The organism is Streptomyces sp. DSM 41931, from assembly GCF_050271085.1.
In the GTDB taxonomy this organism is placed as follows: domain Bacteria; phylum Actinomycetota; class Actinomycetes; order Streptomycetales; family Streptomycetaceae; genus Streptomyces; species Streptomyces albogriseolus.
In genome coordinates this window covers 2,926,097-2,941,312 of sequence record NZ_CP189902.1, presented here as the reverse complement: position 1 = coordinate 2,941,312, position 15,216 = coordinate 2,926,097, and the positions used below count along the sequence as shown (strand labels likewise).

Genomic DNA, 15,216 nt, shown 5'->3' with positions numbered 1-15,216 from the left:
GGTACCCCCATGTCTGAAACAGTCTCTCCGGCCGGAAAGGCCCCGGGCCGCGCCGATGCCGGCGGTCCGGACGCCAACCGCTGGAAAGCGCTCGTCTTCATCGCGATCGCCCAGCTGATGGTCGTCCTGGACGCCACCATCGTGAACATCGCCCTGCCCTCGGCCCAGCAGGACCTCGGCATCTCGGACGGCAACCGCCAGTGGGTGGTCACCGCCTACGCCCTGGCCTTCGGCGGTCTGCTGCTGTTCGGCGGCCGGATAGCCGACCTGTGGGGGCGCAAGCGGGCCTTCGTGGTCGGTCTTGGCGGCTTCGCGCTGGCGTCCGCGCTGGGCGGCGCGGCCACCAACGAGGCCATGATGTTCGGCGCCCGCGCACTCCAGGGCGCGTTCGGCGCGCTGCTCGCGCCCGCCGCGCTGTCGCTGCTCGCGGTGATGTTCACCGACGGCAAGGAGCGCGCCAAGGCGTTCGGCATCTACGGCGCGATCGCCGGTGGCGGCGGCGCCGTCGGCCTGATCCTCGGCGGTTTCCTCACCGAGTACCTGGACTGGCGCTGGACGTTCTTCGTGAACATCCCGTTCGCCGTCGTCGCCGCGGCCGGCGCGTACTTCGTCGTCCGTGAGCCCGCGGGCGGCCGCAACCGCTCCCCGCTGGACGTCCCCGGCGTGGTCCTGTCCACCCTGGGCCTGGTCGCGCTGGTCTACGGCTTCACCCGCGCCGAGTCCGAGGGCTGGAGCGACTCCGTCACGATCGCCATGTTCGTCGCCTCGGCCGTGCTGCTCGCCGCGTTCGTGGCCGTCGAGGCGCGGGTCAAGGCGCCGCTGCTGCCGCTGCGCGTGATCACCGAGCGCAACCGCGGCGGGGTCTATCTGTCGCTGGGTCTGGCGATCATCGCGATGTTCGGCCTGTTCCTCTTCCTCACGTACTACCTCCAGGTCGTGAAGGGGTACTCGCCGGTGAAGACCGGCTTCGCCTTCCTGCCGATGATCGCGGGCATGATCACGGGCTCCACCCAGATCGGCACCCGGCTGATGACCCGGGTCGCGCCCCGTCTGCTGATGGGCCCCGGCTTCCTGGTCGCGGCGCTCGGCATGCTGCTGCTGACCCAGCTGGAGATCGGCACCTCGTACGCGGCCGTGCTGCTGCCGGGCATGCTGCTGCTCGGCCTCGGTATGGGTACGGCGTTCATGCCGGCCATGTCGCTGGCCACCCTGGGCGTCGAGCCGCGTGACTCCGGTGTCGCCTCCGCGATGGTCAACACCTCGCAGCAGGTGGGCGGCGCGATCGGCACGGCCCTGCTGAACACGATCGCCGCCTCCGCCACCACCGCCTACGTCGCCGACCACATCGGCGGCGCCTCGGGCCGGGCCCAGCAGCAGCTGGTCCAGCTCCAGGGACAGGTGCAGGGCTACACCAGCGCCATCTGGTTCGCGGTCGGGATCCTGGTGGCGGCCGCGGTCATCGCCTTGACCCTGATCAACGCGGGCCGTCCGGGCACCACGGCGGTTGCCGGGTCCTCCGACGCGGCCATGGAGAACGAGGCCGCCGTGCCGGTGGCCATGCACTGACCTGGCCCGCCTCCCCGGCCACCCGTGCGGGAGGGGAAGGGGACGCCCCTTCCGTACGGCTCCCCGGACCTGCCCCGGCTTCGCGGCGTCAGCGGAGCCAGGGCAGGTCCGCACCCGCTTCGCTCGGCTGAAGTCCCTCGGCGACGATCCCCATGATCTCGCCGAGGGACTTCTGCTGTTCCGGGGTGAGCCGGTCGAACACCGCCTGCCGTACGGCGTCGACGTGACCCGGCGCGTGGCGGCGCAGCACGTCCACGCCCTCGTCGGTGAGCACGGCGAACTGGCCGCGCTTGTCGGAGGGGCAGTCCTCCCGGCGCACCCAGCCGTTCTTCTCCAGGCGCGCGACCGCGTGCGACAGGCGCGAGCGGGTGATCTTGGCGTCCTTCGCCAGCTCCGTCATCCGCAGCCGCCGGCGCGGCGCCTCGGCCAGCTTGACCAGCAGACCGTAGTAGACGTGCGGCATGCCCGCGTCCCGCTGGAGCTGACGGTCGAGGTGGTCCTCCAGGAGCGTGGTGGCGTCGACGTACGCACGCCAGACGCGCTGTTCCTCGTCGGTGAGCCAGCGGGGCTCCCCGGCGGCTGCCGATGATGCGGGTGCCGTGTTCATGCACTCCACTGTACGGGCGCTCTCCTTGAAGGTTAAACAAATGAGGCGTACAGTCGTGAGTGAAAGTTGAGAGTTCAAGTACGGTGCCCGCGTGAGACGCCCAGGGCGCGTCGCGAGAGCCGCAGGAAGGAGTCGCCGTCATGACCGCCGCCACTCAGGAGCGCATGCCGGCGCTCTACCTCAGCCACGGCGCCCCGCCCCTGGCCGACGACCCTGTCTGGCCCGGCGAGCTGGCCGCCTGGTCCGCGGACCTGCCCCGCCCCAAGGCGATCCTCGTCGTCTCCGCCCACTGGGAGGAGGCCCCGCTCGCCCTCGGTGCCACGGAGACCGTCCCGCTGGTCTACGACTTCTGGGGCTTCCCCGAGCACTACTACCGGGTGACCTACCCCGCCCCCGGCGCCCCCGAGCTCGCCGAGTCCGTGCGCAAGCTGCTGCGCGCCCCCGGCACCCCCGTCCAGGACGTCCCCGACCGGGGCCTGGACCACGGCGCCTACGTCCCGCTCGTCGAGATGTACCCGGACGCCGACGTCCCCGTCCTCCAGGTGTCCATGCCGACCCTCGACCCCGTGAAGCTGATGGAGATCGGCCGCCGCCTCGCGCCGCTGCGCGACGAGGGCGTGCTGATCCTCGGTTCCGGCTTCTTCACCCACAACCTCGCCGCGCTGCGCCAGGGCGGCATCCCCGCCTGGTCGGCCGAGTTCGACGCGTGGGGCAGGGAGGCGCTTCAGGCGCGGGACGTGGACGCGCTGCTCGACTTCACCCGCAAGTCCCCGGCCGGCCGGCTCGCCCACCCGCGCACCGAGCACTTCGCCCCGCTCTTCGTCACCATGGGCGCCGCCGACGCGGCCGGCGAGCTCGGGGAACAGAAGTCCGTGATCGACGGGTTCTGGATGGGGCTGGCCAAGCGGTCGGTGCAGTTCGGCTGAGGGCCGCCGCGGGTCCGGAGCTGTGACCGGAGGCTGCGCCCCCCCGCGTCACAGCTCCTTCTCGTGCCAGGCCACGTCCCACCAGCGGCCGAACTTGTGACCCACCTCGCGGTACGTGCCGACGTGTCGGAAGCCGAACCGCTCGTGCAGCCGCGTCGAGGCGGCGTTCGGCTGGGCGACGCCCGCGTAGGCGCGGTGCAGGCCCTCGTCCGCCAGGGCGTCGAAAAGGGCCTGGTAGAGCAGGGTGCCGATGCCGCGCCGGCCGGCGTCCGGGGCGACGTACACCGTCGTCTCCACGGACGTCGCGTACGCGGGCTTGGGGCGGAACGGGCTGGACGTGGCGTACCCCAGGACGCGGCCCGTCCCGGCGGCCGTGGCAACCATCAGGCGGTGGGGGCCGTCTACCGGGTGGGAGAGCAGCCAGGGGCGTCGCTCCGTCGGAGTGAACGGCTCGGTGTCGAACGTGACGGCCGTCTCACGTACGTAGTGGTTGTAGAGGTCGGTGAGGGCCACGAGGTCGCCCTCGCCTCCCGGCCTGACCTGCACCTCTGCATGCTCCGACGGCATCGCGCCTCCCTGCGTGGCCGGACAGGGTACTGCATGATCAGAAAAATCGGGGGACGGGTTGGGAATTCTGTCCTGATTCCAGTCGTTGTTTCCTACGGATGCGGGCACCCGAGCAGAGTCCGGAAGGGACCCTGAACACCGTGCCGAGTGTCCACAGGACCACCCGCTGACCTCACCATCGCAAGGGAGCACGCATGGCAACCCGTGCCGTCGCCCGTCGTCAGTCCGCCTCCGGCGAGACGGCCGACGCGGCAAGCAGTGTTCGCGCCCATGGCGGCGAGATCGCCGATCGCGACCTGGTCGGCATGTACCTCGACGAAATCGCGCGCACGCCGCTGCTCGACGCCGCCAAGGAGGTCGAGCTGTCCCAGATCATCGAAGCGGGTGTGTTCGCACGACAGATCCTCGACGGCCTCGAGGAGAACAAGGCCGGAGCCACCCCCGAGGAGCTCCAGGCGCTGGTCGACGAGAGCGAGCGGGCGAAGGACGTCTTCATCCGTTCCAACCTCCGTCTGGTCGTCGCCGTCGCCCGGCGGTACCCGCGCAGCGGCCTGCCGCTGCTCGACCTGATCCAGGAGGGCAACGCCGGCCTGGTCCGCGCGGTCGAGAAGTTCGACTACCGCAAGGGCTTCAAGTTCTCGACGTACGCCACCTGGTGGATCCGGCAGGCCATCACCCGGTCCATAGCCGACCAGTCGCGCACCATCCGTCTGCCCGTCCACCTGGTGGAGGAGCTGGGCCGGATACGCCGTGTGCAGCGCGAGTTCAACCGTGAGCACGGCCGTGACGCCGAGCCCGCGGAGATCGCCGCCGAGCTCGGCTCCACGCCGGAGCGCGTCACCGACGTGCTCGACTGGGCGCGTGACCCGGTCTCGCTGAACATGTCGGTGGACGACGAGGGCGAGACCCAGTTCGGTGACCTCCTGGAGGACACCTCCGCGGTGTCGCCGGAGCAGTCCGTGATGACGCTGCTGCGCAGCGAGGAGCTGGACGACCTGATCGGCCGCCTCGACCAGCGCACGGCCTCCATCATCAAGATGCGCTACGGCATCGAGGACGGCCGGGAGCGCACGCTCACCGAGGTCGGCAAGGAGCACGGCCTGACGCGCGAGCGCATCCGCCAGATCGAGAAGCACGCGTTGCTGGAGCTGAAGAAGCTGGCCCGCTCCACCGGGTTCGACGCGGCGGCGTGACGGGAGCTTCCGTCCGCCGGCGCGGCGGACCGCCCCCATGGGCGCGCACCGGCCGTCCCGCGTGACGGCCGGGGCCCGCGCCGTCGGATGAGGGGCGCGGGCCGCGTGCGCCGGGTGGCGGAAGACCGCGCAAACATGGCCGTTCCCCGCCGCTTCAACCCGCTGGGGCCAGGGAACAAGACGTGAGAACCCAGTAGTCGGAAGGCCTCGGGGCCCTGTGCCCCCGGGCCGGCCCACGCGCCACGTCCCGACGCACCACCCCCCCGGCGCCGGGACTTCCCAGGCCGGGTCCGGCGCCTGTCCCCCCGGGCGCCGGGCCCGGCTCTTTCCGTGCCCGGTACGGTCTCCCGACCCGAGGACGCGGGGCCGCGCTGACAGCGGGTCACCCCGGACCTGAACCCCGGGGTGGCCCGCCAGATGGCAGATTGTGCCACATGGGCATAGCCTGCCGAAGGTGAGCAGCACCACCCCGACGCCGCCCCCGCCGTTTCCCGAAGACCCGGCTGCCGACGGCTCGTTGACCGAACGGCGCAAGGCGCAGACCCGCCTCCACATCGCCCGCACCGCCGCCGGGCTCTTCATCCGTAACGGCCTGCGCGCCACCCGCGCCGAGGACATCGCCCACGCGGCAGGCGTCGCCCCGCGCACCTTCTACCGGTACTTCCCCACCAAGGAGGAGGCCATCGGCCCCCTCTACGCGCTCGGCGCCCGGCGCTGGGTGGACAGGGTCCGCACCGCCCCCGCCGTCACACCCCTGCCGCGCGTGCTGGAGGAGGCCGCCCGGCACACCCTCACCCCCGGCCTCGGGGTCGCCGAGGAGTCCTGGAACTGGGTCCGCACCCTCATCCGGCTCGCGGCGGACAACCCCGCGCTCGGCAGGGTGTGGGCGGAGGCCTGCCGCGCCTCGGAACGGGAGCTGGCGGAGGCGCTGGCCCACCGTCTGACGGGCGGCCTGCCCCCGCGGCCGGACGGCGACGTCGCCGCCCGCAGCCGCCTGTGCTTCGCGGCGGCCGTCGCCGGCGCCGCCGTCCGCACCGCCATGGAGAGCTGGGCGGCGGGCGACGGCCCCGCGGAGGGCCCGGACGGCCCCGCCGAACTGGCGGCCGCCAACCTGGCCGCACTGCGGGACTTCCCGTGGGACACGGTGGTGCCGACGCGGGAGGGGTGAGGGACGCACCTCAGGTGAGGGACGCGTCTCAAGGGACGCGCCTCAAGGAACACGCCCCAAGGGACACGCCTCAAGGGGACGCTTCCCCGGCGGCGCCCGCCGCGTCGGTCAGCCGGGCGCCCAACGCCCGTGCCGCCTCAGCCAGTTCCGGCGGCTCCTGGACGGTGAAGGCGTGGCCCATCATGGCCAGGCGCACCGCCGTCCAGTCCTTCGGACCGCTCACCGTCGCACGCAGCCGGCAGGTGCCCTCGTCCAGCGGCTCGGGCGCGCCCATCCAGTGCGGGAGCCGCGCCGCGACCGTCGCGGCGGGCGCGGCGAACGTGACGACGACCTCGTACGACTCGTGCGCGCGGTTCATGGACCGGCGCAGGAACTCCGCGGCGCTGCCCGTCGGCAGTTCGCGCGGCGCGAAGCGGGCGCCGGTGGCGAAGGGGTCGCTGACCCGGTCGACGCGGAAGGTGCGCCAGTCCGCGCGGTCGAGGTCGTAGGCGACCAGGTACCAGCGGCGGCCGGTGGACACCAGCCGGTGCGGTTCCGTCAGGCGCCGGGACTCGGTGCCGTCGGCGGCGCGGTAGGAGAACCGCAACCGCTCGTGCCCGGCCACCGTGGACGCCATCGCCGTGAGCGTCTCCGGGGCGATGGTCGCACCGTCCCCGCTGGTCAGCGGCGTCGTCGCGGCCTGGAGCACGCTGACCCGGTGACGCAGCCTGCCGGGCAGCACCTGCTCCAGCTTCGCCAGCGCCCGCACCGACGCCTCGTCCACGCCCTCCAGGGCGTGTCCGGCGCCGGCCCGCAGGCCGACCGCGATCGCGACCGCCTCCTCGTCGTCCAGCACCAGCGGCGGCATCGCCTTCCCCGCGACCAGCCGGTAGCCGCCGTCCGATCCCATCGTGGCCTGCACGGGATAGCCGAGGTCCCGCAGCCGCTCGATGTCCCGGCGGACCGTGCGCCGGGAGACACCGAGCCGGTCGGCCAGCTCGCCGCCGGGCCATTCGCGGGGCGTCTGGAGGAGGGAGAGCAACTGGAGCAGCCGTGCCGGGGTGTCCGTCGTCATGCACCGAGCATGCCTCACCACTAGGACCGGATCTGACCTACTGGGGTTCTAGCGTCACGGACATGCACTCCACCGACATCGCTCACGCACGGACGCCGGAGCCCGCCACGGGCGACCGCCGGCGCTGGTTCGCGCTGGCCATCGTGATGACCGCGGCCTTCATGGACCTCGTCGACGTCACCATCGTCAACATCGCCGTCCCGTCGATCCAGCGCGACGAGGGCGCCACCTTCAGCCAGATCCAGTGGATCACCGCCGGCTACGCGCTCGCCTTCGCCGCCGGGCTGGTCACCGGCGGACGCCTCGGCGACATCCACGGGCGCAAGCGCGTCTTCCTCGTCGGCATAGGCGGCTTCACCGTCGCCTCGGCCCTGTGCGGCCTCGCCGTGAACCCCGAGATGCTGGTCGCCTCCCGCATCCTCCAGGGCGCCATGGCCGCGCTGATGGTGCCGCAGGTGCTCTCGATCGTGCACGCCACCTTCCCGGCGCACGAACGCGGCAAGGTCTTCGGCCTGTTCGGCGCGATCGTCGGCCTCGGCGCGGTCTCCGGACCGCTGCTCGGCGCGCTGCTGACGGAAGGGAACCTCTTCGGCTTGGAGTGGCGGCCCATCTTCCTGATCAACCTGCCCGTCGGCGTCGCCGCCCTCGTCCTCGGCAGCCGCTTCATCACCGAGTCCAAGGCGCCCCGCGCCCTGAAACTCGACCTGCCCGGCGTCGCCCTCGTCACCCTCGCCCTGCTCATGCTGCTCTACCCGCTCACCCGCGGCCGCGAGCTGGGCTGGCCGGTGTGGGGCTATGTGTCGATGGCCGGCGCGCTCGTCGTGTTCGCGGCCCTGGTGGCCTACGAACGGGCCAAGGGCGCCCGGGACGGGTCCCCGCTGATCGAGCTGTCCCTGTTCCGGGTGAAGAGCTTCGCGGCGGGCATCGCCGTCCAGACGGTGTTCGGCGTCGGCCTCGGCGTGTTCTTCCTGGTCTGGACGCTCTACATGCAGATCGGGCTCGGCTGGAGCGCCCTGCGCGCCGGACTGACGGGCGTGCCGTTCTCCGTCGCGGTGTCGCTGGCCGCCGGGATGTCCGTGCAGCAGCTCGTCCCGCGCTTCGGCCGCAAGGTGCTCCAGGCGGGCGCCCTGGTCATGGCGGCCGGCGTGCTGATCTACCTGGCGGAGGCCGAACGGTACGGACTCGGCATCACCTCCTGGCAGATGGCGCTCCCGCTGGTCGTCATGGGCGCCGGCATGGGCCTCATCGTGGCCCCGCTGACCGACGCGGTGCTGTCCGAGGTGCCGCGCGAGCACGCCGGATCGGCGTCGGGACTCATCAACACCGTGCAGCAGATGGGCCACGCCCTCGGCCTCGGCCTGGTCTCCGTGGTGTTCTTCGGCGTCATCGACGAGCGACTCGCGCCCGCCGAGGTGGGCCCCGCCTTCGTGGACGGCTTCACCCACGCGCTGGGCTGGGTGGCCGCGGTGCTCGGCGCGATCTTCCTGCTGATGTTCGCCCTGCCGAAGCGGCCGGCGCAGCACGTCGAGGGTGCCGCGGACGCCGAGGAGGCGCCGGTGGCGGGGGAGAAGGAGCCGGAGCTGGTGCCCTGACGGGCCCCGTCGCTCCCTGGTCGTTACTTGCCGAAGCCCCGGAAGCAGACATGATCGGACGCCCGGTCATGCCCGTTTCCGGGCTCCGGCTGTTTACTTTCCGGACATCCCGCCGTAGCCTCCCAGCGAAATCACACGTTCGGACACGGACACGGATACGGATACGGATACGGACACGGACGCGGCCATGCGACGCGTGCGGACGCGGACGGAACCGGGAGGCAGTCGGTCATGTACGCACCGGAACGGCAGCAGGAGATCCTGCGCCTCGCACGCGACGGCGGACGCGTCGACGTGGTCTCGCTCGCCGAGGAGTTCCAGGTGACCGCCGAGACCATCCGCCGGGACCTCAAGGCCCTCGACCGCGCCGGACTCGTGCGCCGGGTCCACGGCGGCGCCATCCCCGCCGGACGCCTCGACTTCGAACCCGACCTCGCCGAACGCGAGACCACCGCCGCCGACGAGAAGGACCGCATCGCCCGCGCCGCCCTCGCCGAGGTCCCCGCCGACGGCACCATGATCGTCGACGCCGGCTCGACCGCCGCCCGCCTCGCCGGCTTCCTGACCCCGGACCTCACCCTCACCGTCGTCACCCACAGCCTGCCCATCGCGGCCCGCCTCGCCGACCACCCCGGCATCCAGCTCCACCTCGTCGGCGGACGCGTACGGCACCGCACCCGCGCCGCCGTGGACGCCTGGGCGCTCCGGGCGTACGCCGAGATCCGCGCCGACGTGCTGTTCCTCGCCGCCAACGGGTTCTCCGCCGAGCACGGGCTCACCACCCCCGACCTCGCCGAGGCCGCCGTGAAACGCGCCGCGATGGCCGCCGCCCGGCGCGTCGTGCTGCTCGCCGACTCCTCCAAGCACGGCAAGGAACACTTCGCCCGCTTCGGCGGCCTCGACGACGTCGACCTGCTCATCACCGACACCGGGCTCGGCCCGCAGGACGCCGCCGCCATCGAGGCCGGCGGCACGGAAGTGGTACGCGCATGATCCTCACCGTCACCCCCAACCCGTCCCTGGACCGCACCTACGAGGTGCCGTCCCTGGACCGCGGCGAGGTCGTCCGCGCCACCGGCGAACGCGTCGACCCCGGCGGCAAGGGAGTCAACGTCTCCCGCGCCGTCGCCGCCGCAGGCCGCCGCACCGTCGCCGTCCTGCCGCTCGGCGGCGCCCCCGGCGCCCTGGTCGCCGACCTCCTCGACGCCCAGGGCATCGAGGTCGCCCCCGTCCCGGTCGCCGGCGCCACCCGCTCCAACATCGCCCTCGCCGAGGCCGACGGCGTCCTCACGAAGATCAACGCACCCGGCCCTGACCTCACCCCCGCCGAGCAGGAGAACCTCCTCGACACCGTCCGCCGCCACTCCGCCGGCGCCGACTGGATCGTCTGCTGCGGCAGCCTCCCCCGCGGCCTCGGCCCCTCCTGGTACGCCGAACTCGTCGCCCGCGTCCACGCCGCCGGCCTCCGCATCGCCCTCGACACCTCGGGACCCGCCCTGCTCGCCGCCCTCCGCGAACACCCCGACGTCGTCAAACCCAACGCCGAGGAACTCGCCGAGGCCGTGGGCCGGCCGCTCGCCACCGTCGGCGACGCCCTCAAGGCCGCCGAGGACCTGCGCGAGACGGGCGCCCGTGCCGTCCTCGCCAGCCTCGGCGCCGCCGGCCAGCTCCTCGTCGACGACGACGGCGCCTGGTACGGCACCGCCCCCGTCGACGCCGTCCGCAGCAACGTCGGCGCCGGCGACGCCTCCCTCGCCGGGTTCCTCGTCGCCGGCGGACGCGGACCGGAGGCGCTCGCCTCCGCCGTCGCCCACGGCGCCGCGGCCGTACGCCTCCCCGGCAGCGTCATGCCGTCCCCCGACGACCTCGACCCCGCCGCCGTGACCGTCACCGCCGGCATCCCCGTCGACCGGCCGCTGAACGGAGCGGCCGGATGACCCCCACCGCCCCCCGTCCGTACGAGCGCCCCCGTCCCCCTCTCGTCCCCACCCCCGCCCGCCCCGCCGTACGGGCCACCCGGGCGATACGCGTGCGAAGGAGCCCGCGATGAGCGACACCATCACCGCGGACCTGGTCGACCTCGACCTGTCCGCCGACACCAAGGAAGCGGCGGCCCGCGCCCTCGCGGAACGCATGGCGGCCCAGGGCCGGGTCACCGACCTGGAGGGCTTCCTGGCCGACGTCGCCGCCCGTGAGGCGCAGATGCCGACCGGCCTCGACGGCGGCATCGGCATCCCGCACTGCCGCAGCGCACACGTCACCGAGCCGACCCTCGCCTTCGGCCGCAGCGCCGCCGGCATCGACTTCGGCGCCCCCGACGGACCCGCCGACCTGGTCTTCCTCATCGCGGCCCCGGCCGGCGCCGACGACGCCCACCTCACCCTTCTGTCCGCCCTCGCCCGGCGCCTGATGAACACCGGGTTCACCGACGCCCTCCGCGCCGCCACCGACGCGGAGCACGCGGCGGCGCTGATCAGAGGGGAGGAGACGGCTCCCGGAGGCCCGGAGGCGGCTTCGGTCGACACCGGCGCCGACGAGGGTGAGGCGGATTCCGAAGACACCGCCCCCGACGACTCCGTGGCGGCGCCGGCGGCGGCCTCCGCCGGCGCCGCCACGGGCCCCACCGCCGGCGACCGCCCCTTCCGGATCGTCGCCGTCACCTCCTGCCCCACCGGCATCGCCCACACCTACATGGCCGCCGAGTCCCTGGAGAACGCCGGCCGCGAGGCGGGCGTCGAGATCGTCGTCGAGACCCAGGGCTCCGCCGGCTTCACCCGGCTCGACCCGGCCCTGATCGCCGCCGCGGACGGCGTCATCCTCGCCCACGACGTCCCCGTACGGGACAAGCAGCGCTTCGCCGGGAAGCCCACCGTCGACACCGGCGTCAAGGCCGCCGTCAACCGCCCCGCCGCCCTGATCACCGAGGTCCGCGACAAGGCCGCCCGCGGAGAGACCACCGAGGCCGCCCCCGCCTCCACCCCCGTGGAACGCGCCGGCGCCGACGGCGAGGGCTACGGCACCCGGCTGCGCCGATGGCTGATGTCCGGCGTCAGCTACATGGTCCCGTTCGTCGCCGCCGGCGGACTGCTCATCGCCCTCGGCTTCGCGATCGGCGGCTACGAGATCAACGAGGCCCCGTCGGTCATGGACCACTTCGTGTGGACCCAGGCCGACAGCTGGGGCGCGCTGCTCTTCCAGATCGGCGGCGTCGCCTTCGGCTTCCTCGTCCCCGTCCTCGCCGGATACATCGCCTACGGCATGGCCGACCGGCCCGGACTCGTCCCCGGCTTCGTCGGCGGCGCCATCTCCCTCACGATCAACGCCGGCTTCCTCGGCGGCCTCGCCGCCGGACTGATCGCCGGCGGCGTGGTGCTCGCCATCCAGAAGGTGAACATCCCCGCGGCCCTGCGCGGCATCATGCCGGTGGTGGTGATCCCGCTGATCTCCTCGGCGGTCGTCGGCTTCCTGATGTTCGTCGTCATCGGCAAGCCCATCGCCGAGGCGCAGAAGGGCATGACCGACTGGCTGGCCGGCCTCACCGGCGCCAACGCCGTCCTGCTGGGCGCCCTGCTCGGCCTGATGATGTGCTTCGACCTCGGCGGCCCCGTCAACAAGGCCGCCTACACCTTCGCCACCGCCGGCATCGCCGTCGCCGACCCCGGCGACTCCGCGATGAAGGTCATGGCCGCGGTGATGGCCGCCGGCATGGTCCCGCCGCTCGCGATGGCCCTCGCCACCACCGTGCGCGGCCGGCTCTTCAACCGCGCCGAACGCGAGAACGGCAAGGCCGCCTGGGTCCTCGGCGCCTCCTTCATCTCCGAGGGCGCCATCCCCTTCGCCGCCGCCGACCCGCTCCGCGTCATCCCCGCCTCGATGGCCGGCGGCGCGGTCACCGGCGCCCTGTCCATGGCGTCCGGCGCCACCCTGCGCGCACCCCACGGCGGCATCTTCGTCGTGCCCCTCATCGGCAACCCGCTGCTCTACCTCGTCGCCATCGCCGCCGGCGTCGGCGTCACCACCGCGCTCGTGATCGTGCTCAAGGGCCTGCGCGGCACGACGGATCCGGCCAGCCCGGCGACGGGCGAGGACACCGCCCCGGCACCGGCGGCCGGGGGAGCGGGAACGAGCAAGGAAACGGTCGCCGCGCAGCCGTGATGACGATGCGTCCGTTTGGGGGTGTGTGGGCAGTTCATGCCTAGTGCGATATAGATCACGATCGTCACGGTCCGGGGTACAACTCCCCGGACCGTGGTGTGTACTGGGCGGCATGGCTGAGCACGAGACCCAATCGCGGACGACGGGTGCCACCGTCCTCACCCTGGTGGTTGTGGCCTGCGCGGCCGGTCTGGCCGACGCCCTCCGGCGCCGCGTACGCCTCCGCAGGCGCGCGCACCACCACGCCGGGGCGGAGCCCACTCCGGCGCACACCCACCACGGCACCCCGACCGTCCCGCGTCAGCGGGCCACAGGCCCGAGCGTGGAGACCGTACGCCTCACCGAGGCCGAACGCGACGCGTTCGCCGTCCTCGTACGGCGCCTCTCCGAAGGGGACTAGGGTCTTTCGTTTGGATCAGGTCGGCGGTGAGGCGCGGTGCTTCTTCGGCCGACCCGAGCGGGGTCTGGTGCGTGCAGCTGCAAGGCGGAGGAGGGCGTCAACGCGGAGCGTTGGCAACCGACGACAACGCCGCAGATGTGCGTGCCAGACCCCGCGACGCCGGGATGATCCAAACGAGAGACCCTAGACCGGCTCCGCACCCCGCTCAGGGGTTCAGCGGCCCTGCGCGGCCCGGCGCTCCATCGCCCGCCGCGCGGCGTCCTCACTCGCGTACACCTCGCACATGTGCCGCCCGTCCGGCGTCACCGTGTGCTCGACCTCCCACAGCGAGACCTCCCCGCCGTCACCCAGCAGGAACGCGTGCTCGTACAGCGAGAAGCACAGCGCCGGACGGCCCGCCCGCGACGGGCGGCCGAACGCCTGCGTGATGCGGTGCGCGCACGCCGTCGACAGCAGCGCCGCCGTCTCGGCGCCCGGCCGGTCCGCGTTCTCCGCCCGGCGCAGTAAACGCCGCGCGTGATCAGGGGAGTCGTCCGGGACGTACACATGCCGCACCGCGGGCAGCGGGAACGCGGGCGCCGTCACCGGCAGTTCGAAGTCCGGGGCCTCCGGCGGCAACGGCAGCCGCGCCGTCGCCGTGCGCAACTCCTCCTCGTCCACGTACACCTCGTGCTGCGGCTCGCTGCCCGGAGCGGTGTTGTGCACCAACTCCCAGAGCGTCAGCGCCGAACCGTCCGCCAGCAGCCACGTGTGCCGGTACGTCTCCCGGTGCAGACCCGCGCTGTGGTGCGCCGAATGCAGGGAACCGTCGTGCGCCAGCGCGCAGTCCAGCCGGCGGATCGTCTCGTCCGGCAGCTCGAAGGAGTTCAGGGCGCGGCCCAGGAGGCGCGCGAGATGCTCCTCCGGCGAGTCGGACGAGTCAGGTGGTTCGCACGCTGCCGTCTCGTACGGAACGCTCAAGGTTTCTCCCGGCGTTGCTGCATGTCACCTAGTGGGTGCATACCGTAGCCCCTCGGCCGGACGTCGTGTCCGGGAACCGAGAAAACGTATGCCCGAACGACGAGCGGAACACACGAGAAGTTCCCGAGGAACCCTGCCCCGGCATGAATTGTTCCTGGTCAAACGGTACTTCAGGGGTGCGTGGGGGAGGGGATGCGACCCGTTGCGCGCCGGACCGCGCACGCCGGGGGCCCCGTCCCGCCGTTCGACCCCCTGGGACACGCCGCCTCGGTGGTGACGTAAGTTGCGGAGCGCTTTCTTCCGCACCCTACGCACGAGAAAAGAGGCCCCGGAGTGAGCGATCAGGAGAAGACGAGCCTGTGGCAGGGCTTCAAGGCCTTCCTGATGCGCGGGAACGTGGTCGATCTGGCGGTGGCGGTCGTCATCGGCGCCGCCTTCACCAACATCGTCAACTCGGTCGTCGAAGGGATCATCAACCCGCTGGTGGGTGCGTTCGGCACCCAGAACCTCGACAGCTACACGTCCTGCCTGAAGGGCCCCTGCGAGGGCACCGGGGACGCGGCGACCGGGGTGCGGATCCTGTGGGGTTCGGTGCTGGGCGCGACGCTGCAGTTCGTGATCACGGCGGCCGTCGTCTACTTCCTGATGGTGCTGCCCATGGCCAAGTACCTGGCCCGTCTGGAGGCCCGCCGCAAGGCGAAGGAAGGCGCCCACGAGGTCGTCCAGGTGACCGAGCTGGAGGTCCTGAAGGACATCCGCGACGCCCTGCTGGCCCAGCGTGAGCAGAACGAGGGCACGACCCCGCCGCCCGGTCAGAGGTGATGCGGCGGCTTCTCGTCGAGGAAGCGCCTCAGGTCGGCGGCACTGTCGCCGGACGGGCGCTCGCCCCATCCGCGGTCGGTGTCGTCGGAGGCCGGCTGGTCCAGCGGGTCGTCGAAGACCAGCGCGGGCTTCGGCTCGCGCGAGGGCTCGGGGGCGGTACTCATGCGTCCAGGGTACGGCCGGGGCCGCGGGGGCATGACTGCCTG

General features: G+C 72.7%; 15 protein-coding genes. 10 read left to right on the top strand and 5 right to left on the bottom strand.

Translation table 11 applies throughout. From position 1 onward, the window contains the following. Nucleotides 1-9: 9 nt before the first annotated feature. Nucleotides 10-1,566: an MFS transporter gene (locus tag ACP7TJ_RS13480; protein WP_167743379.1), complete on the top strand. Its 1,557-nt coding sequence runs from the start codon at nt 10-12 to the stop codon at nt 1,564-1,566. A gap of 88 nt (nt 1,567-1,654) precedes the next feature. Here ACP7TJ_RS13480 and ACP7TJ_RS13475 read toward each other — a convergent pair whose 3' ends face one another. Beyond that, a complete protein-coding gene (locus ACP7TJ_RS13475; RefSeq protein WP_167743378.1) occupies nt 1,655-2,173 on the bottom strand; it encodes a MarR family winged helix-turn-helix transcriptional regulator in 519 nt (172 codons plus the stop codon). Between the two features lie 164 nt (nt 2,174-2,337). On the opposite strand from ACP7TJ_RS13475, the gene ACP7TJ_RS13470 reads away from it, so the two are divergent. Then, a complete protein-coding gene (locus tag ACP7TJ_RS13470; RefSeq protein ID WP_093764737.1) occupies nt 2,338-3,099 on the top strand; it encodes a dioxygenase family protein in 762 nt (253 codons plus the stop codon). Nucleotides 3,100-3,147: 48 nt separating this feature from the next. On the opposite strand, the gene ACP7TJ_RS13465 is transcribed toward ACP7TJ_RS13470, so the two are convergent. Then, nucleotides 3,148-3,666, bottom strand: coding sequence for a GNAT family N-acetyltransferase (locus ACP7TJ_RS13465; RefSeq protein ID WP_093764730.1), 519 nt, complete (start codon nt 3,664-3,666; stop codon nt 3,148-3,150). Nucleotides 3,667-3,860: 194 nt separating this feature from the next. Between ACP7TJ_RS13465 and ACP7TJ_RS13460 the strand changes: the two genes are divergently transcribed. Continuing rightward, nucleotides 3,861-4,859 carry a sigma-70 family RNA polymerase sigma factor gene (locus ACP7TJ_RS13460; RefSeq protein WP_093764731.1) on the top strand — a complete coding sequence of 333 codons (999 nt, stop codon included), beginning with the start codon at nt 3,861-3,863 and terminating at the stop codon, nt 4,857-4,859. Nucleotides 4,860-5,313: 454 nt separating this feature from the next. Beyond that, on the top strand, nt 5,314-6,027 hold the full coding sequence (locus ACP7TJ_RS13455; protein WP_266397997.1) for a TetR/AcrR family transcriptional regulator: 714 nt from the start codon (nt 5,314-5,316) through the stop codon (nt 6,025-6,027). 70 nt (nt 6,028-6,097) lie between these two features. Here the strand turns inward: ACP7TJ_RS13455 and ACP7TJ_RS13450 are convergent, their stop codons facing one another. Then, nucleotides 6,098-7,081 (bottom strand): helix-turn-helix transcriptional regulator, encoded by a 984-nt coding sequence (locus tag ACP7TJ_RS13450; RefSeq protein WP_167743376.1) that lies wholly within the window; start codon nt 7,079-7,081, stop codon nt 6,098-6,100. 62 nt (nt 7,082-7,143) lie between these two features. On the opposite strand from ACP7TJ_RS13450, the gene ACP7TJ_RS13445 reads away from it, so the two are divergent. The 5 genes from ACP7TJ_RS13445 to ACP7TJ_RS13425 all read left to right on the top strand — a co-directional run bounded on the left by ACP7TJ_RS13445 (nt 7,144) and on the right by ACP7TJ_RS13425 (nt 13,228). Beyond that, the gene (locus tag ACP7TJ_RS13445; protein WP_189910898.1) at nt 7,144-8,673 is read left to right on the top strand and encodes an MFS transporter; all 1,530 of its coding nucleotides are present in this window, start codon (nt 7,144-7,146) and stop codon (nt 8,671-8,673) included. A 231-nt stretch (nt 8,674-8,904) separates the two neighbouring features. Then, nucleotides 8,905-9,666, top strand: a complete 762-nt coding sequence (locus ACP7TJ_RS13440; RefSeq protein WP_093764735.1) for a DeoR/GlpR family DNA-binding transcription regulator — start codon at nt 8,905-8,907, stop codon at nt 9,664-9,666. Further along, nucleotides 9,663-10,610: a 1-phosphofructokinase gene (gene pfkB, locus ACP7TJ_RS13435; RefSeq protein ID WP_093764736.1), complete on the top strand. Its 948-nt coding sequence runs from the start codon at nt 9,663-9,665 to the stop codon at nt 10,608-10,610. The genes ACP7TJ_RS13440 and pfkB overlap by 4 nt, the downstream gene beginning before the upstream one ends. Before the next feature lie 109 nt (nt 10,611-10,719). After that, nucleotides 10,720-12,828: a PTS fructose transporter subunit IIABC gene (locus ACP7TJ_RS13430; RefSeq protein ID WP_427763271.1), complete on the top strand. Its 2,109-nt coding sequence runs from the start codon at nt 10,720-10,722 to the stop codon at nt 12,826-12,828. A 112-nt stretch (nt 12,829-12,940) separates the two neighbouring features. Next, nucleotides 12,941-13,228: a hypothetical protein gene (locus tag ACP7TJ_RS13425; protein WP_367453800.1), complete on the top strand. Its 288-nt coding sequence runs from the start codon at nt 12,941-12,943 to the stop codon at nt 13,226-13,228. Nucleotides 13,229-13,441: 213 nt separating this feature from the next. On the opposite strand, the gene ACP7TJ_RS13420 is transcribed toward ACP7TJ_RS13425, so the two are convergent. Continuing rightward, nucleotides 13,442-14,188, bottom strand: a complete 747-nt coding sequence (locus ACP7TJ_RS13420; RefSeq protein ID WP_093765590.1) for a DUF6227 family protein — start codon at nt 14,186-14,188, stop codon at nt 13,442-13,444. Between the two features lie 333 nt (nt 14,189-14,521). On the opposite strand from ACP7TJ_RS13420, the gene mscL reads away from it, so the two are divergent. Next, nucleotides 14,522-15,010 carry a large conductance mechanosensitive channel protein MscL gene (gene mscL, locus ACP7TJ_RS13415; protein ID WP_093765591.1) on the top strand — a complete coding sequence of 163 codons (489 nt, stop codon included), beginning with the start codon at nt 14,522-14,524 and terminating at the stop codon, nt 15,008-15,010. Here mscL and ACP7TJ_RS13410 read toward each other — a convergent pair. Further along, nucleotides 15,001-15,174: a hypothetical protein gene (locus ACP7TJ_RS13410; protein WP_093765592.1), complete on the bottom strand. Its 174-nt coding sequence runs from the start codon at nt 15,172-15,174 to the stop codon at nt 15,001-15,003. The genes mscL and ACP7TJ_RS13410 overlap by 10 nt on opposite strands. Nucleotides 15,175-15,216 lie beyond the last annotated feature (42 nt).

Bases quoted from the DNA above. Each gene is read 5' to 3' on its own strand.
- ACP7TJ_RS13445 (WP_189910898.1), top strand. From the start codon at position 7,144: ATGCACTCCACCGACATCGCTCACGCACGGACGCCGGAGCCCGCCACG.
- ACP7TJ_RS13450 (WP_167743376.1), bottom strand. From the start codon at position 7,081: ATGACGACGGACACCCCGGCACGGCTGCTCCAGTTGCTCTCCCTCCTC.
- pfkB (WP_093764736.1), top strand. From the start codon at position 9,663: ATGATCCTCACCGTCACCCCCAACCCGTCCCTGGACCGCACCTACGAG.
- ACP7TJ_RS13460 (WP_093764731.1), top strand. From the start codon at position 3,861: ATGGCAACCCGTGCCGTCGCCCGTCGTCAGTCCGCCTCCGGCGAGACG.
- ACP7TJ_RS13425 (WP_367453800.1), top strand. From the start codon at position 12,941: ATGGCTGAGCACGAGACCCAATCGCGGACGACGGGTGCCACCGTCCTC.
- ACP7TJ_RS13475 (WP_167743378.1), bottom strand. From the start codon at position 2,173: ATGAACACGGCACCCGCATCATCGGCAGCCGCCGGGGAGCCCCGCTGG.
- ACP7TJ_RS13440 (WP_093764735.1), top strand. From the start codon at position 8,905: ATGTACGCACCGGAACGGCAGCAGGAGATCCTGCGCCTCGCACGCGAC.
- ACP7TJ_RS13470 (WP_093764737.1), top strand. From the start codon at position 2,338: ATGCCGGCGCTCTACCTCAGCCACGGCGCCCCGCCCCTGGCCGACGAC.
- ACP7TJ_RS13410 (WP_093765592.1), bottom strand. From the start codon at position 15,174: ATGAGTACCGCCCCCGAGCCCTCGCGCGAGCCGAAGCCCGCGCTGGTC.
- ACP7TJ_RS13465 (WP_093764730.1), bottom strand. From the start codon at position 3,666: ATGCCGTCGGAGCATGCAGAGGTGCAGGTCAGGCCGGGAGGCGAGGGC.
- ACP7TJ_RS13480 (WP_167743379.1), top strand. From the start codon at position 10: ATGTCTGAAACAGTCTCTCCGGCCGGAAAGGCCCCGGGCCGCGCCGAT.
- ACP7TJ_RS13430 (WP_427763271.1), top strand. From the start codon at position 10,720: ATGAGCGACACCATCACCGCGGACCTGGTCGACCTCGACCTGTCCGCC.